The following is a 26,414-nucleotide window of genomic DNA, read 5'->3' on the forward strand; positions in this document are numbered from 1 at the left end:
TCTGCCGTGCTGGAGTACCTGGTCTATCCGCTGATTGCGCTGCTGTTTGTGGCGGTCTTCACGCGCGAGGTGATTGCGCCCGCCTCGCGCAATCTCTGCGACCGGCGCTGGCTGATCTACAGCAGCGCCCTGGGCGCGCTGACGCTGGTCTGCACGCTGGCGCTGGGCTGGTTGCTGGAAGACCGGATTCGCCAGCATGCGCTGCTGGATGTGGGCGCGCGCTGGAACCCGCTGTTGGTGGGGCTGCTGAGCTTTTTCATCACCAGCTTTGTCTTTTACTGGTGGCACCGCGCCACCCATGCCTCGGATCTGCTGTGGCGCGTGTTCCACCAGCTGCATCACAGCGCGCGGCGCATCGAGGTGCTGACCTCGTTCTATGCCCATCCGCTGGACTCCTGCGCCGCCATGCTGCTGAGCGTGATCTCCAGCTACTGGGTGCTGGGCGCCAGCCCTGCGGCGGCAGCCGTGGCCCTGGGGCTGACGGCGGCCTTCGATCTGTTCACTCACGCCGATCTGCGCACGCCGCGCTGGCTCGGCTATGTGCTGCAGCGCCCGGAAATGCATACCGTGCACCATCAGCATGGCCACCATGCGCAGAACTACGGCCTGCCGCTGTGGGACATCTTGTTCGGCACCTGGACCAACCCCGCCGAGCGTGCGCAGCAGCTGGGCTTTGATGACGACAAGTCCGAGCGCGTGGCCGAGATGCTGCTGTGGCGCGATGTGCACCAGAGTGCGCCCGCCTGCGGCCGCCGCAAGTCATCCTGAAGCTTCGAAATTGATAGCTGATGGTGCCGATGGGTGGAGCGCGGCCTGCTGTTTTTGTTCTTAATTGTTAACACGGCCTGCCAAGACCCTGCCAGAGTTCGGCAAGCTCCGTCCCCTGCTTGGGCCGGAGGCAAAAATCTGTTCAAATTGCCCCGGTCTGTTCACCTGTCAACAGACGCCAAGCCGTCTGGCTGCGGGCATTCATAACATTCTGTGGCCTCCCCCCCCGGTGAGATGCAACAGACAAATCGCCTGCCAGGTTCCGGCACCCCTGAGCGTGTTTTCATGCGCTCTGTGACCCCCGGGTCGCTGCAAAGAGCTGTTACTGCCTCTTTGCTCAAATTCTGAATACTGCTTCAGCCATGCCTCATGCGTGGCTGTGATCGTTTGTCTGCAAGCCCGGCCCGTGCCTGGGCGAAAGGAAAGGTGTCCGGTTTTGGTGGAGTCGGCGTTCAAGCTGCGCTACAACCCAGCGCTCGATGGATTGAGAGGCATAGCCATTGTGCTGGTGCTGCTCTCGCACGCACATGCCCCGATGTTCGACGGCGCCTTCTTCGGCGTCGATCTGTTCTTCGTGCTCAGCGGCTTTTTGATCACCTCGCTGCTGCTGATGGAATATCGGCAGCATGGCAAGCTCGATTACTGGCGCTTTTACCGCCGCCGCTTCTTCCGGCTCATGCCTGCACTGGCGCTGTTTCTGCTCGCGTACTGCGTGTTCGCGCCGTTCATCTGGCCAGACCTTACGGATATTTATTCGGACGCCCTGGTCTCCATCCTCTACCTGGCTGACTACGGCATTGCCTTCTTCGACAGCCCTGACACGCTGCTGCATATGTGGTCGCTGTCGGTGGAGGAACATTTCTATCTGATCTGGCCGCCGCTGCTGGTCCTGCTGCTGCGCAAGGCCACACCGGGCCGGGTCTGGGCGCCGCTTGCGGCGCTGTGGCTGCTGAGCACGCTGTGGCGCATCTTCTGGGTGGTGCAAGGCCAGCAGTTCTACGAAATCTTCTTCCGATTCGATACGCGGGCCTCGGGTTTGCTGGCCGGTGCCTTGCTGGCGGCACTGATGATGGAGCGCCCCCAATGGATAGAGCGTCTGCAGTCGTTGCGCGCCTACACCATGTGGTTTGTGCTGGCCGTGCCCTTGATCATGGAGCTGGAATGGGACAACCAGCACGCCATGGTCTGGGGTGTCACGGTGGTGGAGTGCGCTGCCCTGGTCGTGCTGCTGGCCGTGCAAAAGCCCACGGGTCTGGTCTATGAAATGCTGACGGCGCCGCTGCTCATCAAGCTGGGCCAGCTGTCCTACGGCATCTACCTCTGGCATTACCCGGTGGTGCGCTATCTGCGTGCCGATTACTCCTGGCCCGTGACTGTGGTCGCGGGTTTGCTGATCTCGACTGCCCTGTCGGCACTATCGTTCTACACGGTAGAGCGCTGGGCCATGCGCCACCGCGACCTGGGGGCGGGCAAAAAGCCCGTGCGCCAGCCCCCGGCGCGCCAGGAGCCCGCGCTGCGCGAGGCTACGCGCGGATTGTGACCGCCCTAGAAGCCTGAGCCGGGCTGGGCCAGGTACTCGGCCTCTTCGGCGGTGCTGGCGCGGCCCAGAATGTGGTTGCGGTGCGGGAAGCGGCAAAAACGCTCTATCACCACCTGATGGCGATGGGCGTAGTCCAGCGTTCCGGCCAGATATTCGCGCAGTTCGGCGTCCGTGGCGTTCTCCAGCAAGTCCTTGAAGGAGGCCACACTGCGTTGCTGCATGGCCGGGTCTTCGGAATGTTCCAGTGGCAGGTACATGAAGACGCGGGCCACCTCGGGCAGTAGTCGGTCGCTGCCGGAGTCCATCGCCTGCAGTGCCAGTGCCAGGGCCTGTGCGTCACCGGCAAAGCTCCTGGGGGTGTTGCGGTGGATATTGCGCGTGAACTGGTCGAGCAGGATCACCAATGCCAGCTGCTGCCATGGACCCTGGGTTGTCCAGTGCTGCAGCGCACCGCCCAGAGCGGCCTCCACCGCAGTGCCAAAGCGCTGGCGCAGCTCCTCGTCGAAAGCTGCCGATTTGGTGAACCACTGCGCCTTGTGCTTGAGGGCATCGGAATTGCTGGGCCTGGCGCTGCCGAACCACAGGGTCAGGATCTGGTCGGGCAGGCTGGCGTCCTGAGCGGCGGCTGTCAGTGCCTCATGGCTGAGGGAAGAAGGATATGCAGTCATGCAAATCATTGTGCATGCACTGCTGCCATGTGCCGACGGTCAACCCCTGCTGGCGTCGGACGTTAGATAACAGTCTTTTACCTGCAGATTGCATCAGATAGGGAACTGCCAACATCCATCGAGACTCTGTGGAATAGCAGGCTCGGAGACAATGGAGTACTCAAAAACCATAGCTGATAGCGTTGGTTTATCAAGCGTTTGCACGGGTTTTGAATCAGGTTTTACGGAGTTCGGTGGTCGTGATGAATCGGCGCTCATGGTTGGCGGTGACAGTATTGGGATTGGGAATGGCTGCCACGGGCTGCTCGGGCAAGTCCGTGCCCAGCAGCGTGAGCGTGAGCCAGCAGAAGCTGCAGGAGATGCTGGCCAGGCGTTTCCCCAGGCAGTTCCCGGTGGCGGGTTTGCTGCAACTGGATCTGAAGGCACCGCAGCTGAGCATGGTGCCCGAGCGCAATATGCTCAACGCCGTGATTCCGGCCGAGCTCAGCGGCAAGGTGCTCAAGGAGCAGTACAGCGGCCTGCTCAATGTCGATTTCGCGCTGCGCTATGAACCCACCGACCGCACCTTGCGCGCCTACCAGATCAAGGTCAACCAGCTCAGTATGGACGGGCTGTCGCCCGCGCTCAGCGATATGCTGGGCACTTATGCCACGGCTTTGGCCGAGCAGGCCATGGGCCAGGTCGTGCTCTATCAGCTGCAGGACCAGGATCTGGCCCTGGTCGATGCGCTGGCGATGGAGCCTGGCGCCATTACCGTCACCGCCCAGGGGCTGACCGTGGCCCTGGTGCAGAAAGCAGGCCCGGGCAGCAAGCGCTGAGCTGCCAGGCGACAAAAAAGCCCGCAGGCTCTGCCTGGCGGGCTTTTTTTGCGGGTCCGTGCGATGCTCAGCGCGGCTTGGCGACGGGCTCCAGGCCGGTTTCACGAATCGTCTTGGCGGCGGCGGGCGAGGTGTAGTACTTGAGCAACTGCTCCAGCCCCTGGGGGTTGGTGGAAGTGCTGGCCGTGCCGGCCGAGAAGATGGTGTAGTGCTGCACCGAATCGGGCAGGGTGCCGACATAGCTGATGCCGTCGATGGGCAGCAGCTCGCTGACCTGCTGCAGGCCGATTTCGGCCTCGCCCCGCGCCACGATGGTGCCCACACGCTCGGTCACGATCTTCCTGCTCTTGGGCATGACCTGGTCGTGAATGCCCAGCTTCTTGAGCATCTGGGTTTCGTAGTAGGTACCGCTGGCGCTGGCCGAGTAGGCAATGCTCTTGGCATTGAGCAGCACCTGGCGCAGCTTGTCCTCGCTGCTGATGTCGGGGATGGGGGCACCCTTCTTCACGGCCACGCCCACGGCAGAGCGAACCAGGTCGATCTGGGTGCCGTTGCGCACCAGGCCCTTGGCGGCCAGATCGTCGAGGGCGCCACGCGCCAGAATCACCACGTCGGCCTTTTCGCCCTTGCTCAGGCGATTGGGAATCGAGGTGGGCGAGGCTCCCATGGACGAGCCATAGGCCGACTCCACTGTCAGGCCGGTCTGGGCCGTGAACTGCGGTGCCAGCAGCTTGTGTGCTTCAGTGAAGCCGCCCGAGGTCATGAGGCGCACAGGCTCCTTGGGCGTGCTGCCCGGTTGCTGGGCGCAGCCTGCAGCCAGGGCCACGGCGCTGATCAGGAGGGCTCGGCGGACGGTGAAAAAAGGAAACGGCTTCATCAATGTCTCTCTGTATTGGGCTGGTCTGGATAGGCCTTGAACCCTTATTGAATCGACGCAGACAGCTACGGTTGTCGTAGCTTTTGCGGCTGAGCGGATTGTGAAAAGCCGCGGCCTTTGCGTCCAATACCGTTTGCGTCTGGACTTGATACGAAAATCGTCCTATGGATTTGCGCCGTCTGACCTGTTTTCTGGCTGTGGCCGAGGAGCTGAATTTCAGCCGTGCGGCCCAGCGTTTGCATATGAGCCAGCCCCCGCTGAGCCAGCAGATCCGTCTGCTGGAGCAGGAGATGGGGGCGCAGTTGTTCGAACGCTCACGCCGCGCCGTGGCGCTGACGCCAGCGGGCCTGCTGCTGCAGGACAAGGCGAGGCAGATCGTGGAGCTGCACCAGCAGGCGGGCGAGCTGGTGCGCATGGCGGCCCATGGCCTGGCGGGGCGGTTGCGCATCGCCTTCACGGCATCGGTGCCGCTGTTTGACGAGTTCTCCACCATGCTGCGCGACTTTCGCAGTCGCCACCCGCAGGTGGAGCTGGATCTGCAGCATATGACCACGGGCGAGCAGATAGCGGCATTGACGGCCGGGCAGATCGACATCGGCTTCATGCGGCCTTCGCCGACGTTTCGCATCCCCGTGCCGATCCGGGAGCAGACACTGTGGCGCGACGAGCTGAAGCTGGCCCTGCCTGCGGCACATGCCAGGGCTGCGGCGAGCGAAGCATTGGAACTGAGCAGTCTGGCCGATCAGCCTTTTGTGCTGCATCCGGCCGTGCTGGGTGGCGGTCTGCACGAACATATTCTTGCGCTGTGCAGCGAGGCCGGTTTTGTGCCGCGCATCGCCCAGCCGGCGCGTGAGACTTCGACCATGCTGGCACTGGTGGCCGCCGGCCTGGGGCTGTCCATCGTGCCGAGCGTCTATGAGCGCATCTGCCCGCCCGGCGTGGTGCTGCAGCCGCTGGCCGACGCCGCGCGCCATTCACGCATCGCGCTGGTCAGCATGCAGCAGGCGCCGTCACCCTGTGTGCAGATGTTCTGGCAGTTGCTGCGCTGAGCGGCCTTCGCCGATATCAGTCCGCGCGAATATCGGCGGCTCGGATGACGTCGCCGAGTTCCCGGGTTTCGGCCTGGATGAAGCTGCCGAACTGAGCCGGTGTGCCACCCAGGGGCGTGGCCCCCATATCGGCCAGCGTCTGGGTGACAGCAGGCGTGGTCAGTGCCTTGTTGAGTGCGGCGTTCAGCGTCTGGATCACGGTCTCGGGCGTTCCCTTGGGGGCTACCAGGCCCCACCATACGGTGGCCTGTACATCCACACCCAGGGAGCGTGCGGTAGGCACCTGGGGCAGCAGGCGCGAGCCATTCTTGTTGAGCACAGCCAGTGCCCGCAGGTTGCCGCTATTCACGTGGCCCGCGACTTCCAGTGGATTGATCGCCATGAAGTCCAGACGCCCGCCCAGCAGGTCCGTCACTGCGGTGGAGCCTCCCTTGTAGGGAATATGGACGCCCTTGAACTGTCCTGCCTTTTCCAGCAAGGCGCTTGCCATATGGCCCGAACTGCCAACGCCTGCCGTGCCATAGGACAGGGCGCCGGGCTTGGCCTTGCCCGCTGCGATCAGTTCGGCCAGGCTTTTGTACGGTGACTTGGCGTTGACCACGACCACCAGTGGCGCTTCGCCGATGCGCCCTACCGGAATCAGGTCGGTCGCGGGGTCGAAGCTGAGCTTGGAGTACAGCGCCTTGTTGGTGGTCAGCGTATTCGAGGCCGTCAGCAGCGTATAGCCATTGGGCGCGGAGCGTGCCACTGCCGCCATGCCGATATTCGTGCCGCCTCCGGGCTTGTTTTCCACCACGATGGACTGACCCAGAAACTCCGCCATGGGCGTGGTGACCAGCCTGGTCACGATGTCCACGCCTCCGGCCGGCGCATACGGCACGACGACCGTGACGGCGCGCTCTGGGAAACCTGCGGCGGAGGCCGCACCGCCAGCCAGCAGCACTGCACCTAGCGCGGCGGCCAGGCCCAGGGCGCGCCGCCGGCTTGGCAAAGCGCAGGCAGGCGTCGTTGTGTCGGCGAAGAAGTAATCGGGCTTGCAAGCTAGCTGATGCATGTGATGTCTCCGTGGTTCACTTTTGTCAAACACCCAATATCACCGGCTCAGGCACTGGCTTCGATGAGGGAATCTGCGTACCCGCATCTGGCCATCCCAGCCATCGGCAGCGCTGCCTGCAAGGCCGTATGACAACCGTTAGGATGCTCGGGCGCTCTGTGTCGTGGCTTGCCAGGCCACGTCGACAGCCCCTTGCGGGGCCGCAGAGATTGCCAACATGCTCCGAAGGAAACCCATGACGCAACCCCAAGTCCTCGCCGATTTTTCCGTGACCCGCAAATGGCCCGCGCAGCACCCCGAGCGCATCCAGCTGTACTCGCTGCCCACCCCCAACGGCGTGAAGGTATCGATTGCGCTGGAGGAAATGCAGCTGCCCTACGAGGCGCACCTGGTCAGCTTCCAGACCAATGACCAGCTCACACCAGAGTTTGTCGGCACCTTCCCCAACAACAAGATTCCCGCCGTCATCGATCCGCAAGGCCCGGGCGGAAAGCCGCTGGCGCTGTTTGAGTCGGCGGCCATCCTGATCTATCTGGCCGAGAAGAGTGGCAGCCCGCTGCTGCCCGCAGACCCTGCAGCGCGCTACGAGACGCTTCAGTGGCTGATGTTCCAGATGGGCGGCGTTGGGCCCATGTTCGGTCAGGTCGGCTTCTTCCACAAGTTCGCGGGCAAGGACTTCGAGGACAAGCGCCCGCGTGACCGCTATGTCAATGAATCGAAGCGCCTGCTGGGCGTGCTGGAGCAGCGCATGCAGGGCCGCGAGTGGATCATGGGCGAGCAGATCACCATTGCCGATATCGCCATCTGGCCCTGGGTGCGCAATATGGTCGACGAGAACGGCTACAACGCGGCTGAGCTGGTGGGCTGGAGCGAGTTTCCCGAGCTGCAGCGTGTGCTCAAGGCTTTCGTGGCCCGCCCGGCGACGCAAAAAGGCCTGAACGTTCCGCCGCGCGGCTGAGCGCCGGCCCGGGCGGCACAGGCTTGCCGTTGTTGCAAAAGCGGCAAGTACTGTCCCAGCGGTGATGTCTTTCAAACCCGTGGGCTGGCCTTATCTTCGAGACTTCAGGCCCTGCAGCTGGCAGCGGCCCTCAAGAGGAGAACTCCATGACCACGAATCGCCCCCCCATTCTGGAAAGCGCCCCCTTGGGGCCGCGCTGGCCCTGCCTGGATCCATTTCTGTTCTGCGCTCACCACGATGACAGCTATCCGGCCAGCAACGGCAAGATGGGCGTGCAGGCCGTGGAGTTCGAGGGCCGCGAGATGGGCAGCGACTTCAGCGCGCAGAATGGCTTTTCGATGTACCACGGCGAGCCGATTCCGGGCTTCCCGGGCCATCCGCATCGCGGCTTCGAGACCGTGACCCTGGTGCGCAAGGGCCGCATCGACCATGCAGACTCGCTGGGCGCGGCAGCGCGCTTCGGCGGCGGCGATGTGCAGTGGCTCACGGCCGGCAAGGGCATCCAGCACTCGGAGATGTTTCCACTGCTGAACAGCGACCAGCCCAATCCGCTGGAGCTGTTCCAGATCTGGCTGAACCTGCCTGCGAGGAACAAGATGGTGGAGCCCCACTTCACCATGTTCTGGAACGAGCAGATTCCGCGCCTGAGCTTCAGCGACGCGGCAGGACGCAAAACCACCGTCACCGTGGTGGCTGGAGCGCTGGACGGCGCGGACCAGGCCCTGCCGCCACCGCCTGAATCCTGGGCTTCCCAGGCCGACAGCGATGTGGCCATCTGGACGCTGGAGCTGGAGCCCGGCGCCCGCTGGACCATGCCCAGGGCTGCAGGCCCAGATACCCATCGCATGCTCTACTTCTTTGTGGGCAAGAGCATGACCTTGGGGGGCGAAGCCGTGAACGGGCATCTGGCCATGCATATCGATGCGCAGAGCGATCTGGAGTTGGTCAATACCGGCGATGTCAGCGCAGAGCTGCTGCTGCTACAGGGCAAGCCGATTGGCGAGAAGGTGGCGCAGTACGGCCCCTTTGTGATGAACACGCAGGAGGAGATCATGCAGGCCATGCAGGACTACCGCCGCACCCAGTTCGGCGGCTGGCCCTGGAAGGACAACGACCCGGTGCATGGCGCCGAGAACCGCCGCTTTGCACGCTACCCGGGCTCGGACATCGACGAGCAGCCGCCCCTGGCCCGATAAGACCAGACTCAGGGGGCGAAGCTCGCGGCCTCAGGCATGCGCCCCAGCTCCCCGAGCACCTTGAGCGTGACCGCCATGCCGGTGTTGCCCGCAGGCACGCCGGCATAGACGGCGGTCTGCAACAGCACCTCGCGGATAGTGTCCAGGTCCAATGGCGCGGCCTCGCTGTCGGCAGGGTCGGCCTGCAGTCCCGTGCGTATGTGTAGCTCGAACTCCTCCCAGCGCCCCATGGCCGCCGTGATGGCCAGCACCATGATGCGGCGCGTTCGGCGTTCCAGGCCCGGGCGGCTCCAGATGCCGTCCCAGGCATAGGCGGTGATCATGCGCTGGAACTCCACATTGAGCACATTCGCGTTTTTCACGGAGCGCTCCACCCAGGCATCGCCCAGCACGCGGCGGCGATTGATCAGGCCGCGCTGCAGGCTGTCGGCGGCTTCAGAGGCAGGGTTGGGCTTGTTCTGCATGGGCAGGGCTTTCTTCCATTGGGGTTGGCGAACGGCTGGCCAGAAGGGCCAGGCATTCGCGTTGCGAAGCCTGTACGGCCTGCTGAGGGTCGCAGGCCAGGGACAACGCACGGCGCAGCGCTGGTAACTGTTCGGGGGGGAGTTCGGGTGCGGTGCGGCTGGCAGCCCATTGCATGAGCAGCTCCTGCAACTCGCGGTGCTGCTCCAGCGCCAGGGGGGCGAGCTGCTCCACGGCGGCCAGGGCCTCTTGCTTGCCGGTGAAGGGCGCCAGCGCATGCACGCAGGCTTCCGAAAACACCAGGCCCCGCAGACTGGCCACATGCGCGAGCATGCGCTGCGGGTGGACCTGCAGCGTCTGCGCGGCCTGGCGCAGTGCAGCGGCCGCGCCATGGGCGTGGCGCCACAGCTCGGGCCAGTGGGCGACTTCCGCCTGCCATTCACCCAGTGCGCGCTCATGGGCCTGAGCCATGCAGCCCAGCAGCAGGGCTGCCAGCGGCGGCACAGCCTGGGTCTGGGCCACGGCCTGCATGCAGTGCACGGGATTGCGCTTGTGCGGCATGGCGCTGGAAGTGCTGCCGCGCGCGGCCTCGCTGATCTCTGCGACCTCGTACTGCGACATCAGCGACCAGTCGCGCGCGAGCTTGGACAGGCTGCCGCTGCACACGGCCACTTCCATGGCCAGGCGCATCCAGCTGTCGCGCTGCGTATGCCAGCTGTGGCCACGGGCCTTGAGGCCCAGGTGCTGCGCCAGCGCCTGCTCCACAGCCAGCCTGTGCGTGCCCAGGGTCGCGCCATTGCCCACGGCGCCGCCCAGCTGCACGCACAAGGCCTGGGGTGCCAGCTGCGCGAGCTGGTCGATGCTGCGTTGCAGGGCAGCGGCCGACTGTGCGCATTTGAGGCCGAAGCTCGTGATCTGCGCGGGCTGCAGCAGGCTGCGCGCCAGCATGGGCGTGGCCGCATGCCGCGCGGCCAGCTCAAGCAATGCGTCGACCAGGGCCTGCAACTCACCCAGCAGGGCCTGCAGCGCCTGCTGGGTGAGCAGGGCGCTGGCCGTGTCCACGGCATCCTGCGTGGTCGCACCCCAGTGCAGCCAGGGCAGGCCCTCGGGGGCATTCGCTTGCAGCCACTGCTGCAGCGGCTTGACCAGGGCCAGACCCAGCGCACCGCTGGCGCGAGCTTGCTCGGCAATGCGGTCGCGGTCCAGGGGCGCCTGCGCGCAGGCGCTGACAATGGCCTGGGCCGCGGGCTCCGGAATCAGTCCGCAATCGGCTTGTGCCCGGGCCAGGCCGGACTCGAAGCGCAGCAATGCCTGCAGCCACTGTGCATCGGAGAACCAGGCGCCGCCGCCGGCTGGTCCCAGATAGTCGTTCACCAGAGTCATGATGTTCGCGCCGGCCTCAGGCCGTGGCTCCCGATGCCTTGATCACTGCCGCCCACTTGCTGCTTTCCTGGCGGATGCGGGCTGCGTACTGCCTGCTGTCGCCCAACAGCGGCACGGCGCCTTCCACCTCCAGGCGGGACTGGAAGCTGCTGGAGGCCGCCACCTTGAGGATGTCGCGTCCCAGCGTGCCGACGGTCTCCTGCGTCGTGCCCTTGGGGGCCAGCACGCCATAGGTCAGCGAGCTCTCGAAATCCGCCAGGGCCGGCACGCCGGACTCGGCCACCGTGGGTACGTCGGGTAACTGGGGCTGGCGCCTGGCGCCGGTCACGGCCAGGGCGCGCAGCTTGCCGGCCTTGACCAGGGCCATGGCCGCCGGGATCACGCCGAAGCTGAAGTCCACATTGCCGCCCACCAGATCGGTCAGCGATGGCGCGGTGCCCTTGTACGGCACGTGGATGGCTTTGGCCCCCAGGGCATGGGCGAACATCTCGCCCGTGAGGTGGCCGCCCGTGCCCGAGCCGCTGGAAGCGTAGTTGAGCTCGCCGCTGCGGCGGCGCAGCAGCTCGGCCAGCTGGGCCACGTTCCGGGCAGGGGACGAGGCCGGCACCACCAGCAGCAAGGCCGAGGAGGCGAACATGGCCACCGGCTGCAGATCGGTGGAGGCATTGAACTTGAGGCCCGGGTAGAGCGAGGGATTGATGGACACCGTGCCCGTATGGCCGAGCAGGAAGATGCTGCCGTCGGCGGGAGCGCGCACCACCATCTCCGTGCCCAGATTGCCGCCCGCGCCGGCTTTGTTCTCCACGATCATGCCGTAGCCCAGGGAGTCGTTGAGTCCGTACGCCATCTGCCGCGCCAGCACATCGTTGCCGCCGCCGGGCGCAAAAGGCACGACGATGCGCGTGCTGCGACGCTGGGCGAAGGCGGGCAGGGTAGCAGCGCCCAGGCCGGCCGCTGCGATGGACAGCCACTGGCGGCGGCTGAGGAAATCGGACTCGCGCATTTTTTGTCTCCTTGTCAGTTCGTTGTCCGCAGTGTGGTCCAGGCGCGCTCTCGAAAACAGGGCTTGCGGCTGGCATTTGTTTGAAGAAAATGTGTGAAATGGACGTTAAGTACATACACAATTTCTTGCGCGTCGTGCAGACCGGCTCTATGTCCGAAGCCGCGCGCCAGCTCGACCTCAGTCCTTCAGCCGTCGCCCAGCAGATGCGCGTGCTGGAAGCCGCGTTGGGCGCCCCTTTGCTGGTGCGCCATGGCCGCAGCGTGCGCGCCACTGCGGCCGGCGAGCGCCTGTTCGAGCGCGGGCAGCGGCTGCTGCAGGACTTTGACGGCCTGCGCGAATGGGTGCTGGGCGACGCCGACGGCGGCGAGCTGCGCCTGGGCACGGTGAACACGGCCCTGCACGGTTTTCTGCCCGCTGTCCTGCAGGCCTTTGTGGCCCGCCATGAGCAGGTGCGCATCAGCGTGCGTGCCGGGCTCACGCCCGAGCTGTACACCGCCCTGGTGCAGTCCGAGCTCGACGTGCTGATCTGCCTCAAGCCTTCCTTCGACCTGCCCAAGACCGTCTGCTGGGCCGAGCTTCGTGAGGAGCCCCTGGTCGTGCTGTGCCGCCGAGAGGACGCGCATCAGGACCCGCTGGAGTTGCTGCGCAGCCGTCCCCTGGTGCGCTATGACCGTGCGCTGGCCGGCGGGCGCCTGGCTGACCGCTACCTCAAGGCCCAGGGCATAGTCCCCGTGGAGCGCATGGAACTCAACTCCGTGCTGGCCGTGGCTATGATGGTCGACCAGGGTCTGGGCGTAGGCCTGGTGCCCGACATCGGCAGCGTGCTGGCCCAGGGGCGCGAGGTGTGTGCGCTGGCGCTGCTGGGAGCGGGCAACGGGTCTGGCGGCACCGGCGACCGTGCCCCGGACGCACGCAAGGTCGGCCTGCTGTGGCTCAATACCTCGGCCCGCGCGCGCTGGGCGCGCAGCCTGCTCGACTGCGCGCGGCAATGTCTGGGGTGATGTCCGCTCAGCCGAACTCTGCCGCGAGGAAATCCACCACGGCGCGCACGCGCGGCGCCAGGGATCTGCCGCGCGGATACAGCAGGTAGAAGCGGTCGTCCTCGCTGCGCTCCTGGAACTGCGGCAGCAGCGGCACCAGGGTTCCGCGCTCCAGGTCGGCGGCGATATGGAAGTGCGCCAGCCGCACCACGCCGTGGCCCAGCAACGCCAGGCTGCGCAACAGCTCGCCCTGGTTGGCGCCGATGTGGCTGGGAATGTCTATGGTCTTGAGCCCGCCTTCCTCATGGAAGGTCCAGCGGTTCCACTGCGTGCGTATGGTGAAGTTCAGGCAGCGGTGCTGCAGCAGATCCTCGGGCTGCTCGGGATGGCCGAAACGCTGGAGGTACTGCGGTGATGCGGCTATCACCCAGGGCCTGAGCATCAGAGGGCGGCCGATCAGCGTCTGCTCCGTAGGTCTGCCGCTGTGGATGGCGACGTCTATGCCCTGACGCACGAAGTCGCCGCGCTCCGTGCCGAGGACGAAGTCCAGGTGCAGGCGTGGGTGTCGGTCCAGCAGCAGGTGCAGGCGCGGCGCCACCAGGTATTTGGCCGTGGTCAGCGCAGTATGGATGCGCACCGTGCCCGAGATTTCGGCATCGGCCACGCGCACACAGGCCTCTGCCTGCTCCATGGCCTGCACCACGCGCTGGCTGGCGATGCGAAAGCGCTCGCCTTCCTGGGTCAGGCGTATGGCTGCGGCAACCCGCTCGAACAGCCGCACGCCAAGGCGTGCCTCCATGCGAGCGATGAGCTTGCTCACCGCCGAAGGCGATAGCTCGAGCCTTCTGCCGGCACCGGAAAAACTACCTTCCTCGATCACGCGCAGGAATACCGTCATCTCGCCGAACTGGTCCATCTAAGGTCTTCGCCCCCTGTGAAATTGATTCACATGCGCTGTGCGCGCGCATGCGTTGTCTCTTGAAAATCGACTGTACAGAATGGCCTCAGCCCCGGGTCTGGGGGAACAACGGAGACAAGCGCAATGAATGACAGCAAGATCCTGCGCATAGGCGCGGGAGCCGCCTGGTGGGGCGACCGCATCGAGCCCGCCGCCCTCAATGCCGAGCGTGGCCGGCTCGACTACCTGTGCTTCGAGACCATGGCCGAGGCCACGGTCTCCGCCGCGCAGGTCAGGGCAAGACGGGACCCGTCCTTCCCAGGCTACGACACCTATCTCGACGACCGCATGCGTGCCGTGCTGCCTGCCTGCATGCGCCAGGGCACGCGCATCATCTCCAACCAGGGCTGGATCAACCCGCAGGGCGCAGCCCGGCGCATCGTAGAGCTGCTGCGCGAGCTGGACATCACCGGCGTCAAGGTGGCGGCCGTGGGCGGCAGCCTGATCACCGACCGCGTGCTGTCTCTGGCCCCCACCATTCTGGAGACTGGTGCGCCCACGCAGAGCATTGCCCACTCGCTGATCTCGGCCGAAGCCTATCTCGGGGCCGCTCCCATCGTTGACGCTCTCGCGGAAGGGGCGCAGATCGTGGTCACGGGCCGCGTCGCCGACCCTTCGCTGTTCCTGGCTCCCATGGTGCATGAGTTCGGCTGGGACCTGCTGGACCACGAGCGCGTAGGTGCCGGCAGTGCGATAGGCCATCTGATGGAGTGCGGGGCCCAGGTCACCGGGGGATATTTTGCAGACCCGGGCCTCAAGGATGTGGCCGAGCCCTGGAACCTGGCCTTTCCCATCGCCGAGGTCGATGCCGAAGGCTGCGTGACCCTGTCCAAGGTGGACGGTACGGGCGGCATGATCAGCCTGCAGACGGTCAAGGAGCAGATGCTCTACGAGGTGCACGATCCGGCGAACTACATCACGCCCGATGTGGTGGTCGATTTCACACAGGCCCGCATCGAGCAGCTGGCGCCCGATCGCGTGCGCGTGACGGGTCTTACAGGCAAGCCGCGTACACCCACGCTCAAGGTCTCCATGGGATGCACCGAGGGCTTCATCGGCGAGGACATGTTCTTCTATGCCGGCCCCGGCGCGCTGCGCCGCGCCCAATTGGCCAGGCGCATCCTGGAGGAGCGATTGCGCATCGTGAAGCTCGATGCCGAGGAGGTACGCATCGACTTCCTGGGCCTGAATGCCGTGCATGGCGCTGCCACGCCGGCGAATGCGCCCGAGCCCTATGAGGTGGCCGTGCGCGTGGCGGCACGCACCCGTTCGCGCGAGGAGGCGGTCAAGGTGGGGCGCGAAGTGGACGGCATGGCGGTCTCGGGGATTGCCCACACCGGCAAGCGCGTGCCGCACCAGGAACGCACGCGCGAGGTGATAGGCGTGTGGTCCTCGCTGGTGCCGCGCGAGCAGGTGACGGCGCATATCGACTACTTCACGAGCTGAGCAGGGAGGGCAAAGCATGCAGGACATGAACCAGGACATCCGGGTGCCGCTGGAGCAGGTGGCGCATACGCGCTCGGGCGACAAGGGCAATACCTCCAACATCGCCGTGTTTGCCTATGAGCCCGAGCTCTATGCGCTGCTCAAGCAGCAGCTGAGCGCCGAACGCTTCAAGGCCTTTCATGGCCGCGCCATCACCGGTGAGGTGCTGCGCTACGAAGCCGATAACCTGCACGCGCTGAACTTCGTGGCGCACGGTGCACTGGGCGGCGGCGTCTCGCGCAGCCTGTCGGTGGACAACTACGGCAAGGCGCTGTCGGCGGCCATCCTGGGCTTCGAGCTGCTCGTGCCCGCTGCGCTGGTGCCGCTGCTGCACCGCCGTGCGCCGGGCTGAACTGGTACTGACAGCCAGCGCGGGCATCCACCGCATATTCGAAAAAAACACCACCAGGAGACACCACAATGACCTCGCATCTGTTTCGCGCCCTGGCTACAGCCGCCGCGCTGGCCATGGCGGCCTGCACGGCCGCGGCCTTCGCGCAGGGCCCGGCTTATCCCACCAAGCCCGTGCGCATCATCGTGCCCTATCCGGCAGGAGGCACTACGGACATCATCGCGCGGCTGGCGGCGGCACAGCTGTCCGAGCGGCTGCGCCAGCCCTTCGTCGTCGAGAATCGGGCCGGCGCCAGCGGTGCCATAGGCTCGGTGGCCGTGGCCCAGGCCGCTGCTGACGGCTATACCCTGGTCATGGGAACGGCCAGCTCGCACGGCATCAACTCGGCGCTGCAGAAAAATCTGCCCTATGACGCCGTCAAGGACTTCGCGCCCGTCACCGTGGTGGCCAGCACGCCCAACATCATCGTGGTCCATCCCAGCGTCCCCGCGCGTACCCTGGGCGAGTTGCTGGCGCTGGCCAAGGCCAGGCCCGGGCAGATCAACTTCGGCTCGACCAGCCCCGGCGGCTCTCCGCACATGAGCGCCGAGCTGCTCAAGATGATGGCCGGCGTGGACATGACCCATGTGCCTTACAAGGGTGCATCGCCCATGCTCACCGATCTCATGGGCGGGCAGATACAGGCCGGCTTCGACAACCTGCCGTCCACCATCGCCTTCGTGCGCAGCGGCAAGCTGCGGGCGCTGGCCGTGACCACACCGCAGCGCTGGCCCGGGGCAGCAGACATTCCCACCGTCGCCGAAAGCGTGCCCGGCTACGAGGTCTCGGGCTGGTTCGGCCTGCTGGCGCCGGCGGGAACGCCCAGGGCGGTGCTCGACACGCTGCAGACCGCAGTTGCCCAGGCCGTGCGCGACCCCGAGGTGACCCGGCAGCTGCGCAGCCTGGGCGCCGAGCCCGTGGCCAGCAGGCCCGAGGCCTTCGCGCAGCAGATCCGCGCCGACGTGGACAAATGGCGCGGCGTGGTTAAGGCCACGGGCGTGACACTGGAATAGCCCGAGTCACCGACAATGACAGCTTTGCACGGTGCCTGACTCAGGATCAGACACCGCTCCACTCGAAATCCATTGTCATGAACATCACCAAAGACACTGCCGTCACCATCAACTACAAGATTCACGAGCTGCTCGCGGGCGGCGTGGCCGTCAAACTGCTGGACAAGGGCGATGTGGCCTATCTGCACGGCGGCTATGACAACATCTTCGCCAAGGTCGAAGCCGCTCTGGACGGCAAGCAAAAAGGCGATACCGTGACGGTGGACCTGGCCGTGGCCGACGCCTTCGGCGAGCGCGACGAAAGCCTCCAGCGCACCATTCCCAAGGGTGAATTCCCTGCGGGCGTGAAGGTGGGCGGCCAGCTGCGCGGCACCAATGACCAGGGCCTGCCCCAGATCTACAACGTGGTGAAGATCAAGGGCCCCGTGGTGCTGCTGGACGGCAACCACCCTCTGGCCGGCCTCGCGCTGCGCTTCAGCGCGGTGGTCAACGAGGTTCGTGAGGCCTCCGAAGAAGAAATTGCCCACAAGCACGTGCATGGCGGCCACGGTCACCACCACTAAAAACATAGCTGCAAGCGTATGTAAATAAAGGATTTCAGCATTATTTCTAGCTGAAATCCTTTGTGTGAAAGCGCAAGCAGCTATCAAAACAAAAAGGCCCCCGGATTCGGTTCCGGGGGCCTTTTTGTTTGCTTGGGGCTGATCGCTCAGGCGGTCAGGCGATCCAGCGCTTCGCGATACTTGGCCGCCGTCCTGTCGATCACTTCCTTGGGCAGGCGGGGCGCGGGAGCCTTCTTGTCCCAGGCCTTGCCGTTGACCTGTGCCTGCTCCAGCCAGTCACGCACGAACTGCTTGTCGTAGCTGGGGGGGTTCTCGCCCTTGGCCAGCGCGTCCTCGTAGCCTTCCACGGGCCAGTAGCGCGAGCTGTCGGGGGTCAGCACCTCGTCCATCAGCACCAGGGTCCCGTCTTCGGTCAGGCCGAACTCGAACTTGGTGTCGGCAATGATCATGCCCTTGGTCAGCGCGATCTCGGCCGCTTCCTTGTAGATGCGGATGGCGGTGTCGCGAATCTGGGCTGCCAGCTGCTCGCCCACCATTTCCACGGTGCGCTCGTAGGTGATGTTTTCGTCGTGGTCACCCATTTCGGCCTTGGCTGCGGGGGTGTAGATGGGCTCGGGCAGCTTGGCCGCGTTGGTCAGGTCGGCGGGCAGCTTCACGCCGCAGACCGATTGCGATTCCTGGTATTCCTTCCAGCCGCTGCCGGCCAGATAGCCGCGCACCACGGCTTCGATCAGCACGGGCTTGAGGCGCTTGACCAGCATGGAGCGGCCTTCGACCTGCTTGACTTCCTCGGGCTTGACCACGGATTCGGGCGCTTCGCCGGTCAGGTGGTTGGGGCAGATATGGCCCAGCTTGTCGAACCAGAACAGCGCCATCTGCGTCAGCAGCACGCCCTTGCCGGGGATGGGCTCGCCCATGATCACGTCAAAGGCGGACAGGCGGTCCGAGGCCACCATCAGGATGCGGTCATCGCCCACGGCGTAGTTGTCGCGGACCTTGCCACGTGCGAGCAGGGGCAGCGAGGCAATGTTGGAGGTATGCAGGGCGGAGGGCTGGGTGGTCATGGTCGAGATAGGGGCTGTCAGGCAATTCAGGCGTGCAGTCGGTCAGCAGGCGCCTGAAAGCCCAAGGGGCTGCCAGCGTCGCAGGCCCGAGAGGCGGCTGCGTAAAAACGCGATTTTAATGGCGCAGGCAGGGGTTTGGACGGTCACGGTCTTTGCCAGTGCGCGCCTGCTGCGATCGAGGCCCTGGGGCATGCATGCGTATTCCTTGCATGCGGGCCAAAGCCACTCATTGTGGCGTCAAAACCGGCTGTCATCAAACCGACAAACAAGGCCCCTGGCGAGCCTGCGCTATCCCGGTCATTTCGTTGCCTTTGGCGTGGGGCGGGCGCATAGTGGATTCACAGCAAAGACGAATGCGCATTCCGAACTGCCAGGCTGCGGCACAGCCATCAGGTGCTGTGAAACCGCAGTGATTTCACCGAGAGCTAAGGAGTGTTTTGTTATGAATTTGACGATTAGCGGGCATCACCTGGAGGTCACTCCCTCGCTGCGCAGCTATGTCATGGCCAAGCTGGAACGCATTCTCAGGCACTTCGATCAGGTCGTGGACGTGAAGGTGCTGCTCACAGTCCACAAGCAAAAGGAAAAAGACAAACGACAGCGCGCCGGTTGCACAGTGCGCGTGAAAGGGCAAGACTTGTTCGTGGAGACGCAGCATTTCGACCTCTATGCCGCCGTGGACGCCCTGGCCGACAAACTCGACCGTGTGGTGATGCGCTACAAGACTCGTCAACAAGGCCCGCGTGCCACAGCCAAGCGACTGGATTCCGGCGGCTTGCAGCTGGCGCAGGTGTCAGGTTGATGAAAGCGAGGCGCAAGCCCAGCGTTTGCGCCGGTTTGTTGCAGGGCTGTCGCCTTGTTACAACGCTAAAAGTGCCGCCCTACGGGGCGGTTTTTGATGGTGATCAGGGTTTCCCCACGGTTTTCAGCGCTGCGGTGCATAATTGTTGATCACACCATGAATCGCCTAGCTTCTATCCTTCCCGCCGCTCAAGTGCTTGTGAGCGTTGATGTCACCAGCAAGAAACGCGCTTTCGAGGAAGCGGGTTTGCTCTTTGAGAGCTTGCATGGTCTGTCTCGTGCCCTGATCACCGATAGCCTGTTCGCACGCGAACGCCTGGGCTCTACCGGTCTGGGGCATGGAGTTGCCATTCCCCATGGCCGCATCAAGGGCCTTACGGCTCCCATGGCGGCAGTGTTCCAGCTGGCCAGCCCGATCGGCTTCGACGCACCCGACGAGCAGCCGGTCGGCCTGCTGATCTTCCTGCTGGTGCCCGAAGCGGCGACGCAAAAGCATCTGGAAATCCTGTCCGAGATCGCCGAGCTGCTCAGCGACAGCCAGTTGCGCGAGCGCCTGAAGTCGTCCACCGATGCGCAGCAGCTGCACGGCATGATCGACAGCTGGCAGTCGTCCATCACCTCCCAGGCCTGAGTTCTGGCTTCTTTTTGACTGACAGGGCCTTGCCATGAGACCCAGCGCCATCAGTGCCGACGTATTGTTCGAGGCATTTCGAAACTCCAGCCTGCGCTGGCAGTGGATAGCGGGGCTGGGTGCTTCCGAGCGCCGCTTCGACGAGATGGCCGTGCGCTCGGCCCGCTCAGGCGCCGATCTGGTGGGCTACCTCAACTACATCCACCCCTACCGTCTGCAGGTGCTGGGCGAGCGTGAAATCGCCTACCTGACCAATGCCACTTCGCAGGACTGCCTGCGCCGCATTGCCCGCATCGTCACGCTGGAGCCGCCGGTGCTGGTGCTGGCCGATGGTCAGGATGCGCCCGACGAACTGATCTCCATGTGCGAACGCGCGCACATCCCTCTGTTCTCCACCAAGGAGCAGTCGGCTTTCGTCATCGACGTGCTGCGTGCCTATCTGTCCAAGCATTTCGCCGATCGCATCACCATGCACGGCGTGTTCATGGATATCTTGGGCATGGGCGTGCTGATCACGGGCGAATCGGGCCTGGGCAAGAGCGAGCTGGGCCTGGAGCTGGTCACGCGCGGAAATGGCCTGGTGGCCGACGATGCGGTGGATCTGTACCGCATCAACCAGACCACGGTCGAAGGCAAATGCCCCGAGCTGCTGCAGAACCTGCTCGAGGTGCGCGGCATCGGCCTGCTCGATATTCGCGCCATCTTTGGCGAGACGGCGGTGCGCCGCAAGATGCGGCTCAAGCTCATCGTGCATCTGGTGCGCAAGGAAACCATGGAGCGCGAATACGAGCGCCTGCCCGCCGAGCCGCTGACCCAGGATGTGCTGGGCGTGCCCGTGCGCAAGGTGGTGATTCAGGTGGTGGCGGGCCGAAACATCGCCGTGTTGGTTGAAGCTGCGGTGCGCAATGCCATCCTGCAGCTGCGCGGCATCGACACCTACCAGGAGTTCGTGATGCGCCACCGCCGCGCCATGGAGAGCGGCGAGTCGTTCTAGACCAGCTGCAGCCTGCCGGGCTGCGAGGCCGGAAAGATCTGCTGCAGCTGCGCTGCGTTCAGACCGTACATGCGCGCGAACAGGCCGCCCAGCAGGGCGCGGTATTCGTTGAGCACGGGGTAGTCGCGGTTCTGGAACAGCGCTTTTTCGGTGACTTCGATCTGCTCGCCAAGCACCTTGCCGCCGGCCTGGGCCGACAGGCCGCCGCCGAGAAACCAGTAAGCCGTGCCATGGCCGTGATCCGTGCCCTTGTTGCCGTTTTCGCGGAAGGTGCGGCCGAACTCGCTGATCACCGCCACCACGGTATGGCGCCAGGCCTCGGCTCCCATGGAGTCGGCGAACGTCGCCAGGCCCTGGCTCAGATCGCTGAGCCGGTTGGCCAGATTGCCGCTGGTGGCGCCCTGGTTGACATGGGTGTCCCAGCCTCCGATATCGACAAAGCCCAGGTCGAACTGCTCGCGCATCAGGTGGGCCATGCGCTGGGCTACCAGGCTGAAACCCTTGGCGCTGATGGCATTGCGCCCGGCCTGGTCCATTTCCTCCTGCATGCTGCGCTGCACGGCACGCTGTACCGCAAAGCCTTCGCGCACCGGGCCTTCCAGGCTCGAGCCCTGGTACATGGAGGCAATGATCTGGCTGCGCTGCTCGTCCACGGCCGTCTTGCGCACGGAAGCCAGCGCCATATTCGCCACCTGGGCGCTGCCGCGCAGACATAGCGGCAACTGGGCAGTAAACGCCATGGGGCTGAGGCTTGTCCGGCTCTGGCTGTCGGCTTGCAACACCCGGGTCAGTCGGTTCAGAAAGCCGCTCTGAAAGCTCTTGCCGCCTTCTTGCGGCTGGCCCAGCTCGATTGAGTCCTGGGTTTCGAAATGGCTGCGGGAGAGGTCGTTGCTGCCCGCAAATGGCACAAAGCAGGCCTGGCCCTGCTGATACAAAGGCAGCAGACTGCTTTGCAATGCAGGGTGTAGCCCCCATTGAGGGTTCAGGGCCAGGGCGCCGTCGGCCGATCCTGGGCGCGCTATGGCGATGCTGGGCCTGGCCTGATAGTAGAAGTCGCTATGAGTAGGCACCAGCAGGCTGTTGCAGTCGTAGGCGCCGCGCAGGAAGACCAGCAGAAAGCGGGGCGAGCTGCTTTGCAAGGGTGTGGTCAGGCCCTGGCTCAGATGACAGACCAGCGGCAGGGTCGCGCCGAGGCTGAGAAATTGACGTCTTTGCATGGCTGCCCTCCTTAGCGATACATCATTTCTGGGGCGGAGAGGAAAAAACTGTTCCAGTCTGCCGGGTTCCTGGCCTGGGCCAGCGCGGTGCGTGTGGTTGTGCCAAGCGCGGGTACGCGAGCCTGGACGCTGCTGCGTTTGTCGAGTTCCGGGTAAGGCGGTTTTTCCAGGGGCTGCTGGGGGCCGCTGCGAAACAGCAGGGCACCCCGGCTGCCGATCTGTCTGGCCACATCGAAGCGGGCATTCATCTGGCCGGAGCTGGACCAATCCGACTGGGTCAGGGGGTAGCCGTCCGGCGTTTCGTGGCCGTACAGCGGCTGTCCCAACTGGTTCAGCCAGTTCTGTACCGGGGACACATCGCTGGCCACGCGCTGGTCATAGGCCAGGCGTGTGGCACCCAGCACATAGTGGACCGGGTCCTTGAAGCGTTGGCCGAATTGCTGAGCCTGCGGGTCGCTCAGCAGGGTCGCCAGGGTGGCGGCAATATCGCCATGGCTGCGCTCGAAGGCCTGTGCCGCGCGGTCGACCACGGCAGGGGCCGGGTTGTCTCCCAGAAAATAGACGGACAGCTTGCGCGCTATGAACTTTGCGGTGACTGGCGAAGCCACTATGCGGTCTATCGCCTCGTTGACCTGGGCCAGGCCGCTTTTTTCCAGCGGTCTGCCGAGCAAGACCTGGGGTGTGTAGTCGTGGCGGTTGGGGTTGAATTCGAAGAAGCCATGGCGCATATAGTCACCCTGGCGTTCGGGGCGCAGCTTGGGCGGCGGAGCGTCGGCCTCGCGGGTGCTGAAACCCACACCGGTCAGCACACGGGCCATGGCCTGCACATCGGCCTGGGTGTAGCCGCTGCCCACGCCCATGGTGTGCAGCTCCAGCAGTTCGCGCGCGTAGTTTTCGTTGATGCGGCCGGCGGCATTGCTGGCATTGTCCAGATACAGCAGCATGGCCGGATGACGCATGCTGGCGGCCAGCAGCTCGCGGAACTTGCCCAGCGCATGGGGGCGAATGGCCTGTTCCTCATAGTCGCCCACCCACATGCGTACATCGCCCTTGCGGGTACTGACATTGAAGTGATTCATCCAGAACCAGGTCATTTGCTCCTGCAACTGGTGGGGCGAGTAAAGCGCGCGCCAGATCTGGCGTTTCTGGGCTTCTGCACCCAGCTGATTGAGCTGGCGCTGCAGCTCGCTGCGCAGTTTGGCGGCCTCTTCGGGATCCTGGCTGTTGCGAATGGCCAGGCGCTGGTCGGCAATCTCGCGCTGGATCTGCGCCATGGGCTTCTGACTGATGCTCAAGGCATCAATGTGCTGCTGCACCTCGGCCGGCATGGGCGCGGTGGAGGGGCTGAGCTGAGCGGCCAGCCAGCGCTTCAGACCTTGCTGCTGCAACTGGGCGGCATCATGGTCGGTTGCACCCCAGGTGACCCGGTCCAGCCATTGCTGGCTTTGCAGCGCGCTGGTCCTGTCGGGCAAGGAGCTGCTGCTCAGCACCTGCAGTACCTCAGGACTGGCGCTGCCTGATGACGGGGACAGCGGTGCGCAGGCGGTCAGGACGACGGCAGCCAGACAGAGCAGGGTCTTGGTGGGTGAAAAGTGCGGCAGCCGCATGGACAGGCCTCCTCAAATGCGCGAATGACTGCAGCATAAGCAGTCCGGCTCGATATTGGTTTGAGGCCTGGTGGAGCTATGTAAAGAAGTCCTCTCCAAATGTAAAAAGGGCAAGACATCTGCATGTCTTGCCCCGGGATGCATGGTCGCGTCCTTACTTGGCGGCACGCGTGGCGCACTCGGCGCACTGGCCATAGAGGGCCATGGAGTGATCCTGAATCACCCAGCCCTTTTCCTTGGCGATCAGGTTCTGGCGCTTCTCGATCTCGGCGTCATAGAACTCCTCGACCTTGCCGCAGCTGGTGCAGACGAAGTGGTCGTGGTGCTGGCCTTCGTTGAGCTCATAGACGGCCTTGCCGCTTTCGAAATTGCTGCGGATCAGGATGCCGGCCTGCTCGAACTGGGTCAGCACGCGGTAAACGGTGGCCAGGCCAATATCCGAGCGCTCGTCCAGCAGCACCCGGAACACGTCTTCGGCCGTCATGTGGCGCTGCGCACCCTTCTGGAAGATTTCCAGGATCTTCAGACGTGGCAAAGTGGCTTTGAGGCCCGTGCTTTTGAGTTCATCAATATTTTTCATGTCGGTATCTCTTGGTGGACTACGGGCACATGGAAGGCTGGAATCACTTGTTGGAAGAAGCTTTACACGCGGATAAAGGGAATCTCCAAGTGCCTCCGGGGCCTGCCGCTACAATGAACCCGATCATATCCCTATGCCTTTACCCATGCATGTTCAAGCCCGTAGCCGCGCAGGTCTGGCCCTGACGTTGGCAATCGCAGCGGCACTGGCCGGCTGCAACAGTATCGACGGCGCCGCGCACCGTGTCGCCAATGCCGTCACTCCCTACAAGGTCGATGTCGTGCAGGGCAACTTCGTGTCCAAGGAGCAGGTCGAGGCCTTGCAGCCCGGCATGAGCCGTCAGCAGATTCGCGACATTCTGGGCACACCCCTCGTGACCAGCGTGTTCCACGGCGATCGCTGGGAATACGTGTTCACCATCAATCGCCCCGGCGTGGAGTCGCAGATCCGCAAGCTCACCGTCTTCTTCAATGGCGATGCCTTTGCGCGCGCCGAAGGTGACGAGATGCCTTCCGAGGCCGACTTCGTGGCCAGCCTCAAAGGCATGAAAGGCACGCCCAAGGTTCCGCAGCTGGAAGCCAGCGAAGCCCAGCTGGCCAAATATCCTGCCCGCAACAACAGCGAAGCCGAGCAGGCTGCGGCCAATCTGCCGCCTGCTGCCACCAGCTATCCACCGCTGGAATCGCGTTAAGCACCAAAACAGGCTGTTCCCCGCTTGCACAAAGCGGTGGATGCTCTCTTTTTATGACGGCCCGGACGCAATCCTGCCGTCTGTTCATTTGACAGAGTGATAGCGCCATGACCGCATCCACCACCCATTCCTCCACTCCCCAGCGCGTTGCCGTGGCGGGAGCCTCCGGCCGCATGGGCCATATGCTGATCGAAGCGATTCTGAACAGCAGCGACTGTGTGCTGGCTGCGGCGCTGGACCGTGCGGACAGCCCTGCCATCGGCACCGATCCCTCGGCCTTTCTGGGCAAGCCCAGCGGCCTGAAGATCGAAAGCGATGTGCGCGAGGCCCTGTCCAAGGCCGATTGCCTGATCGACTTCACGCGCCCCGAAGGCACGCTGGAGCATCTGGCCGTTGCGGCCGATCTGGGCGTGGGCGTGGTCATCGGCACCACCGGCTTCAGCGATGAACAGAAGGCGCAGATCGCCGAGTTTGCGAAGCAGACCTCCGTCGTGCTGTCGGCCAATATGAGCGCTGGTGTGAACGTCACCTTCAAGCTGCTGGAAATGGCCGCCAAGGCGCTGAAGGAAGGTGGCTACGACATCGAAATCGTCGAAGCTCACCATAAGCACAAGGTCGATGCCCCTTCTGGAACGGCCCTGAAGATGGGCGAGGTGATTGCCGAAGCCCAGGGCACCAGGCTGGCAGACCGTGCCGTGTATGAGCGCTTCGGCCACACCGGTGAACGCAAGGCCGACAGCATCGGCTTTGCCACCGTGCGCGGCGGCGATATCGTGGGCGATCACACCGTGCTGTTTGCCGGTACGGGCGAGCGTATCGAGATCTCGCACAAATCCAGCAGCCGTGCCGGCTATGCCACTGGCAGCCTGCGTGCCGTGGCCTATCTGGCCGACAAGAAGACCGGCCAGTACGATATGTACGATGTGCTGAAGCTGCGCTGATCGCGCAATTTGCAAAGGGGCCGTGACGGCCCCTTGCCGTTTCTGGGAGCGAGGTGCGAGATGTCTGCAGGAATGTGGCAATGGCTGGCAGAGGGCGATGCGGTCACATGGGCCACGGCGGCCCTGATGCTGCTGATGTCCGTGCTCAGCTGGGTGGTCATTCTCTACAAGCTCTGGTTCATGGCGGCGGCCCGCCGCAGCGTGCCGCAGGCTGTGGCCGCGTTCTGGCAGATGCCTGATCTGGCCCAGGCACTGGCACAGGTCAGGGCGCGCGACAGGCAAGGTCTGGTGCAGCCCATGGCGGTGGCCGTGGAGCAGGGCAGCGGTGCCGATCAAGGCTCTCTGGAGCAGCGCGCTGCTCCGGGCCAGCGCCTGATGCGCAGGCTGCGCGAGGCCCTGGGTCAGGCATCGACCCAGTTGCAATGGGGACAGACCTTGCTGGCCACCATCGGCGCGACAGCGCCGTTCGTGGGCCTGCTGGGTACGGTATGGGGCATTCATCATGCGCTGGGCACGCTGGCGGGCAGCGGACAGGTCGATATTGCCCAGCTCGCCGGGCCCGTGGGTGAAGCCCTGGTCATGACGGCTGCCGGCCTGGCCGTCGCCTTGCCGGCCGTGCTGGCCTATAACCTGCTGGGCCGCTCGGCCAGTCAGCTGGAGGCTGTCCTGGAAGGGTTTGCCCATGACCTGCATGCCCAGTTCGGGGCGCAGGCTTCCTGAGG

General features: G+C 64.5%; 28 protein-coding genes. 17 read left to right on the plus strand and 11 right to left on the minus strand.

From position 1 onward, the window contains the following. Positions 1-6 precede the first annotated feature (6 nt). Positions 7-768, plus strand: coding sequence for a sterol desaturase family protein (locus tag F3J24_RS15200; protein WP_370527735.1), 762 nt, complete (start codon positions 7-9; stop codon positions 766-768). A 436-nt stretch (positions 769-1,204) separates the two neighbouring features. Continuing rightward, complete coding sequence (locus tag F3J24_RS15205) at positions 1,205-2,308, plus strand: acyltransferase (protein ID WP_167007941.1); 1,104 nt, start codon at positions 1,205-1,207, stop codon at positions 2,306-2,308. Between the two features lie 5 nt (positions 2,309-2,313). Here F3J24_RS15205 and F3J24_RS15210 read toward each other — a convergent pair whose 3' ends face one another. Continuing rightward, the gene (locus F3J24_RS15210) at positions 2,314-2,976 is read right to left on the minus strand and encodes a DUF924 family protein (protein WP_167007944.1); all 663 of its coding nucleotides are present in this window, start codon (positions 2,974-2,976) and stop codon (positions 2,314-2,316) included. A 287-nt stretch (positions 2,977-3,263) separates the two neighbouring features. Here F3J24_RS15210 and F3J24_RS15215 point away from each other — a divergent pair, with 287 nt between their 5' ends. Next, the gene (locus tag F3J24_RS15215) at positions 3,264-3,794 is read left to right on the plus strand and encodes a DUF1439 domain-containing protein (RefSeq protein ID WP_114863766.1); all 531 of its coding nucleotides are present in this window, start codon (positions 3,264-3,266) and stop codon (positions 3,792-3,794) included. A 67-nt stretch (positions 3,795-3,861) separates the two neighbouring features. Here F3J24_RS15215 and F3J24_RS15220 read toward each other — a convergent pair whose 3' ends face one another. Next, entirely contained in the window at positions 3,862-4,671 is an 810-nt protein-coding gene (locus F3J24_RS15220; RefSeq protein ID WP_167007948.1) for a substrate-binding domain-containing protein, read from the minus strand. Positions 4,672-4,835: 164 nt separating this feature from the next. On the opposite strand from F3J24_RS15220, the gene F3J24_RS15225 reads away from it, so the two are divergent. Further along, positions 4,836-5,720 (plus strand): LysR family transcriptional regulator, encoded by an 885-nt coding sequence (locus F3J24_RS15225; RefSeq protein WP_167007951.1) that lies wholly within the window; start codon positions 4,836-4,838, stop codon positions 5,718-5,720. A gap of 16 nt (positions 5,721-5,736) precedes the next feature. Here F3J24_RS15225 and F3J24_RS15230 read toward each other — a convergent pair whose 3' ends face one another. Further along, positions 5,737-6,774, minus strand: coding sequence for a tripartite tricarboxylate transporter substrate binding protein (locus F3J24_RS15230; RefSeq protein WP_167007954.1), 1,038 nt, complete (start codon positions 6,772-6,774; stop codon positions 5,737-5,739). 235 nt (positions 6,775-7,009) lie between these two features. Between F3J24_RS15230 and F3J24_RS15235 the strand changes: the two genes are divergently transcribed. Further along, positions 7,010-7,732 (plus strand): glutathione binding-like protein, encoded by a 723-nt coding sequence (locus tag F3J24_RS15235; protein WP_167007956.1) that lies wholly within the window; start codon positions 7,010-7,012, stop codon positions 7,730-7,732. A 146-nt stretch (positions 7,733-7,878) separates the two neighbouring features. Beyond that, positions 7,879-8,928 (plus strand): pirin family protein, encoded by a 1,050-nt coding sequence (locus F3J24_RS15240; protein WP_167007958.1) that lies wholly within the window; start codon positions 7,879-7,881, stop codon positions 8,926-8,928. Between the two features lie 8 nt (positions 8,929-8,936). Here F3J24_RS15240 and F3J24_RS15245 read toward each other — a convergent pair whose 3' ends face one another. The 3 genes from F3J24_RS15245 to F3J24_RS15255 are packed head-to-tail and all read right to left on the minus strand — an operon-like array spanning position 8,937 to position 11,776. Continuing rightward, the gene (locus tag F3J24_RS15245) at positions 8,937-9,392 is read right to left on the minus strand and encodes a carboxymuconolactone decarboxylase family protein (protein WP_167007960.1); all 456 of its coding nucleotides are present in this window, start codon (positions 9,390-9,392) and stop codon (positions 8,937-8,939) included. Beyond that, complete coding sequence (locus F3J24_RS15250) at positions 9,364-10,773, minus strand: lyase family protein (RefSeq protein ID WP_167007963.1); 1,410 nt, start codon at positions 10,771-10,773, stop codon at positions 9,364-9,366. Before F3J24_RS15250 ends, F3J24_RS15245 begins: the two co-directional genes overlap by 29 nt. Positions 10,774-10,789: 16 nt before the next feature. Continuing rightward, positions 10,790-11,776: a tripartite tricarboxylate transporter substrate binding protein gene (locus F3J24_RS15255; RefSeq protein WP_167007966.1), complete on the minus strand. Its 987-nt coding sequence runs from the start codon at positions 11,774-11,776 to the stop codon at positions 10,790-10,792. A gap of 89 nt (positions 11,777-11,865) precedes the next feature. Here F3J24_RS15255 and F3J24_RS15260 point away from each other — a divergent pair, with 89 nt between their 5' ends. Continuing rightward, on the plus strand, positions 11,866-12,777 hold the full coding sequence (locus F3J24_RS15260) for a LysR family transcriptional regulator (protein WP_167007969.1): 912 nt from the start codon (positions 11,866-11,868) through the stop codon (positions 12,775-12,777). 7 nt (positions 12,778-12,784) lie between these two features. Here F3J24_RS15260 and F3J24_RS15265 read toward each other — a convergent pair whose 3' ends face one another. After that, the gene (locus F3J24_RS15265; RefSeq protein WP_167007972.1) at positions 12,785-13,672 is read right to left on the minus strand and encodes a LysR family transcriptional regulator; all 888 of its coding nucleotides are present in this window, start codon (positions 13,670-13,672) and stop codon (positions 12,785-12,787) included. A 126-nt stretch (positions 13,673-13,798) separates the two neighbouring features. Between F3J24_RS15265 and F3J24_RS15270 the strand changes: the two genes are divergently transcribed. The 4 genes from F3J24_RS15270 (at position 13,799) to F3J24_RS15285 (ending at position 17,166) form a co-directional block, all read left to right on the plus strand. Further along, a complete protein-coding gene (locus F3J24_RS15270; protein ID WP_167007975.1) occupies positions 13,799-15,160 on the plus strand; it encodes an acyclic terpene utilization AtuA family protein in 1,362 nt (453 codons plus the stop codon). A 16-nt stretch (positions 15,161-15,176) separates the two neighbouring features. Continuing rightward, positions 15,177-15,551 carry a hypothetical protein gene (locus tag F3J24_RS15275; protein WP_167007979.1) on the plus strand — a complete coding sequence of 125 codons (375 nt, stop codon included), beginning with the start codon at positions 15,177-15,179 and terminating at the stop codon, positions 15,549-15,551. 68 nt (positions 15,552-15,619) lie between these two features. Next, the gene (locus F3J24_RS15280; RefSeq protein ID WP_167007982.1) at positions 15,620-16,603 is read left to right on the plus strand and encodes a tripartite tricarboxylate transporter substrate binding protein; all 984 of its coding nucleotides are present in this window, start codon (positions 15,620-15,622) and stop codon (positions 16,601-16,603) included. A gap of 77 nt (positions 16,604-16,680) precedes the next feature. Then, entirely contained in the window at positions 16,681-17,166 is a 486-nt protein-coding gene (locus tag F3J24_RS15285; RefSeq protein ID WP_043004638.1) for a peptidylprolyl isomerase, read from the plus strand. A gap of 146 nt (positions 17,167-17,312) precedes the next feature. Here the strand turns inward: F3J24_RS15285 and F3J24_RS15290 are convergent, their stop codons facing one another. Beyond that, on the minus strand, positions 17,313-18,230 hold the full coding sequence (locus F3J24_RS15290) for a phosphoribosylaminoimidazolesuccinocarboxamide synthase (protein WP_167007986.1): 918 nt from the start codon (positions 18,228-18,230) through the stop codon (positions 17,313-17,315). 442 nt (positions 18,231-18,672) lie between these two features. Here F3J24_RS15290 and hpf point away from each other — a divergent pair, with 442 nt between their 5' ends. The 3 genes from hpf (at position 18,673) to hprK (ending at position 20,656) form a co-directional block, all read left to right on the plus strand. After that, the gene (gene hpf, locus F3J24_RS15295) at positions 18,673-19,032 is read left to right on the plus strand and encodes a ribosome hibernation-promoting factor, HPF/YfiA family (RefSeq protein WP_034374682.1); all 360 of its coding nucleotides are present in this window, start codon (positions 18,673-18,675) and stop codon (positions 19,030-19,032) included. Positions 19,033-19,188: 156 nt separating this feature from the next. Beyond that, a complete protein-coding gene (locus F3J24_RS15300; protein WP_003060344.1) occupies positions 19,189-19,662 on the plus strand; it encodes a PTS sugar transporter subunit IIA in 474 nt (157 codons plus the stop codon). Between the two features lie 34 nt (positions 19,663-19,696). Next, on the plus strand, positions 19,697-20,656 hold the full coding sequence (hprK, locus tag F3J24_RS15305; RefSeq protein WP_003060345.1) for an HPr(Ser) kinase/phosphatase: 960 nt from the start codon (positions 19,697-19,699) through the stop codon (positions 20,654-20,656). Here hprK and F3J24_RS15310 read toward each other — a convergent pair. The 3 genes from F3J24_RS15310 to fur form a co-directional block, all read right to left on the minus strand. Then, positions 20,653-21,873: a DUF1501 domain-containing protein gene (locus F3J24_RS15310; RefSeq protein WP_167007989.1), complete on the minus strand. Its 1,221-nt coding sequence runs from the start codon at positions 21,871-21,873 to the stop codon at positions 20,653-20,655. The genes hprK and F3J24_RS15310 overlap by 4 nt on opposite strands. An 11-nt stretch (positions 21,874-21,884) precedes the next feature. Then, positions 21,885-23,480: a DUF1800 domain-containing protein gene (locus F3J24_RS15315; protein ID WP_167007992.1), complete on the minus strand. Its 1,596-nt coding sequence runs from the start codon at positions 23,478-23,480 to the stop codon at positions 21,885-21,887. Between the two features lie 154 nt (positions 23,481-23,634). Further along, positions 23,635-24,060 (minus strand): ferric iron uptake transcriptional regulator, encoded by a 426-nt coding sequence (fur, locus tag F3J24_RS15320; protein WP_003060349.1) that lies wholly within the window; start codon positions 24,058-24,060, stop codon positions 23,635-23,637. A 145-nt stretch (positions 24,061-24,205) separates the two neighbouring features. Between fur and F3J24_RS15325 the strand changes: the two genes are divergently transcribed. The 3 genes from F3J24_RS15325 to F3J24_RS15335 all read left to right on the plus strand — a co-directional run bounded on the left by F3J24_RS15325 (position 24,206) and on the right by F3J24_RS15335 (position 26,412). Continuing rightward, entirely contained in the window at positions 24,206-24,751 is a 546-nt protein-coding gene (locus F3J24_RS15325) for an outer membrane protein assembly factor BamE (RefSeq protein ID WP_167007996.1), read from the plus strand. 107 nt (positions 24,752-24,858) lie between these two features. Continuing rightward, a complete protein-coding gene (dapB, locus tag F3J24_RS15330) occupies positions 24,859-25,692 on the plus strand; it encodes a 4-hydroxy-tetrahydrodipicolinate reductase (protein ID WP_167007999.1) in 834 nt (277 codons plus the stop codon). Between the two features lie 60 nt (positions 25,693-25,752). Further along, positions 25,753-26,412, plus strand: coding sequence for a MotA/TolQ/ExbB proton channel family protein (locus F3J24_RS15335; protein ID WP_167008002.1), 660 nt, complete (start codon positions 25,753-25,755; stop codon positions 26,410-26,412). The last annotated feature ends 2 nt before the right edge of the window (positions 26,413-26,414 follow it).

The organism is Comamonas sp. Tr-654 (genome assembly GCF_011752915.1).
GTDB lineage: Bacteria > Pseudomonadota > Gammaproteobacteria > Burkholderiales > Burkholderiaceae_C > Comamonas.

Excerpts from the sequence above, each read along its gene's own strand:
- F3J24_RS15210 (WP_167007944.1), bottom strand. The coding sequence starts at position 2,976 with ATGACTGCATATCCTTCTTCCCTCAGCCATGAGGCACTGACAGCCGCC.
- F3J24_RS15215 (WP_114863766.1), top strand. The coding sequence starts at position 3,264 with ATGGCTGCCACGGGCTGCTCGGGCAAGTCCGTGCCCAGCAGCGTGAGC.
- F3J24_RS15220 (WP_167007948.1), bottom strand. The coding sequence starts at position 4,671 with ATGAAGCCGTTTCCTTTTTTCACCGTCCGCCGAGCCCTCCTGATCAGC.
- F3J24_RS15225 (WP_167007951.1), top strand. The coding sequence starts at position 4,836 with ATGGATTTGCGCCGTCTGACCTGTTTTCTGGCTGTGGCCGAGGAGCTG.
- F3J24_RS15230 (WP_167007954.1), bottom strand. The coding sequence starts at position 6,774 with ATGCATCAGCTAGCTTGCAAGCCCGATTACTTCTTCGCCGACACAACG.
- F3J24_RS15235 (WP_167007956.1), top strand. The coding sequence starts at position 7,010 with ATGACGCAACCCCAAGTCCTCGCCGATTTTTCCGTGACCCGCAAATGG.
- F3J24_RS15240 (WP_167007958.1), top strand. The coding sequence starts at position 7,879 with ATGACCACGAATCGCCCCCCCATTCTGGAAAGCGCCCCCTTGGGGCCG.
- F3J24_RS15245 (WP_167007960.1), bottom strand. The coding sequence starts at position 9,392 with ATGCAGAACAAGCCCAACCCTGCCTCTGAAGCCGCCGACAGCCTGCAG.
- F3J24_RS15250 (WP_167007963.1), bottom strand. The coding sequence starts at position 10,773 with ATGACTCTGGTGAACGACTATCTGGGACCAGCCGGCGGCGGCGCCTGG.
- F3J24_RS15255 (WP_167007966.1), bottom strand. The coding sequence starts at position 11,776 with ATGCGCGAGTCCGATTTCCTCAGCCGCCGCCAGTGGCTGTCCATCGCA.
- F3J24_RS15260 (WP_167007969.1), top strand. The coding sequence starts at position 11,866 with ATGTGTGAAATGGACGTTAAGTACATACACAATTTCTTGCGCGTCGTG.
- F3J24_RS15265 (WP_167007972.1), bottom strand. The coding sequence starts at position 13,672 with ATGGACCAGTTCGGCGAGATGACGGTATTCCTGCGCGTGATCGAGGAA.
- F3J24_RS15270 (WP_167007975.1), top strand. The coding sequence starts at position 13,799 with ATGAATGACAGCAAGATCCTGCGCATAGGCGCGGGAGCCGCCTGGTGG.
- F3J24_RS15275 (WP_167007979.1), top strand. The coding sequence starts at position 15,177 with ATGCAGGACATGAACCAGGACATCCGGGTGCCGCTGGAGCAGGTGGCG.
- F3J24_RS15280 (WP_167007982.1), top strand. The coding sequence starts at position 15,620 with ATGACCTCGCATCTGTTTCGCGCCCTGGCTACAGCCGCCGCGCTGGCC.
- F3J24_RS15285 (WP_043004638.1), top strand. The coding sequence starts at position 16,681 with ATGAACATCACCAAAGACACTGCCGTCACCATCAACTACAAGATTCAC.
- F3J24_RS15290 (WP_167007986.1), bottom strand. The coding sequence starts at position 18,230 with ATGACCACCCAGCCCTCCGCCCTGCATACCTCCAACATTGCCTCGCTG.
- hpf (WP_034374682.1), top strand. The coding sequence starts at position 18,673 with ATGAATTTGACGATTAGCGGGCATCACCTGGAGGTCACTCCCTCGCTG.
- F3J24_RS15300 (WP_003060344.1), top strand. The coding sequence starts at position 19,189 with ATGAATCGCCTAGCTTCTATCCTTCCCGCCGCTCAAGTGCTTGTGAGC.
- hprK (WP_003060345.1), top strand. The coding sequence starts at position 19,697 with ATGAGACCCAGCGCCATCAGTGCCGACGTATTGTTCGAGGCATTTCGA.
- F3J24_RS15310 (WP_167007989.1), bottom strand. The coding sequence starts at position 21,873 with ATGCAAAGACGTCAATTTCTCAGCCTCGGCGCGACCCTGCCGCTGGTC.
- F3J24_RS15315 (WP_167007992.1), bottom strand. The coding sequence starts at position 23,480 with ATGCGGCTGCCGCACTTTTCACCCACCAAGACCCTGCTCTGTCTGGCT.
- fur (WP_003060349.1), bottom strand. The coding sequence starts at position 24,060 with ATGAAAAATATTGATGAACTCAAAAGCACGGGCCTCAAAGCCACTTTG.
- F3J24_RS15325 (WP_167007996.1), top strand. The coding sequence starts at position 24,206 with ATGCATGTTCAAGCCCGTAGCCGCGCAGGTCTGGCCCTGACGTTGGCA.
- dapB (WP_167007999.1), top strand. The coding sequence starts at position 24,859 with ATGACCGCATCCACCACCCATTCCTCCACTCCCCAGCGCGTTGCCGTG.
- F3J24_RS15335 (WP_167008002.1), top strand. The coding sequence starts at position 25,753 with ATGTCTGCAGGAATGTGGCAATGGCTGGCAGAGGGCGATGCGGTCACA.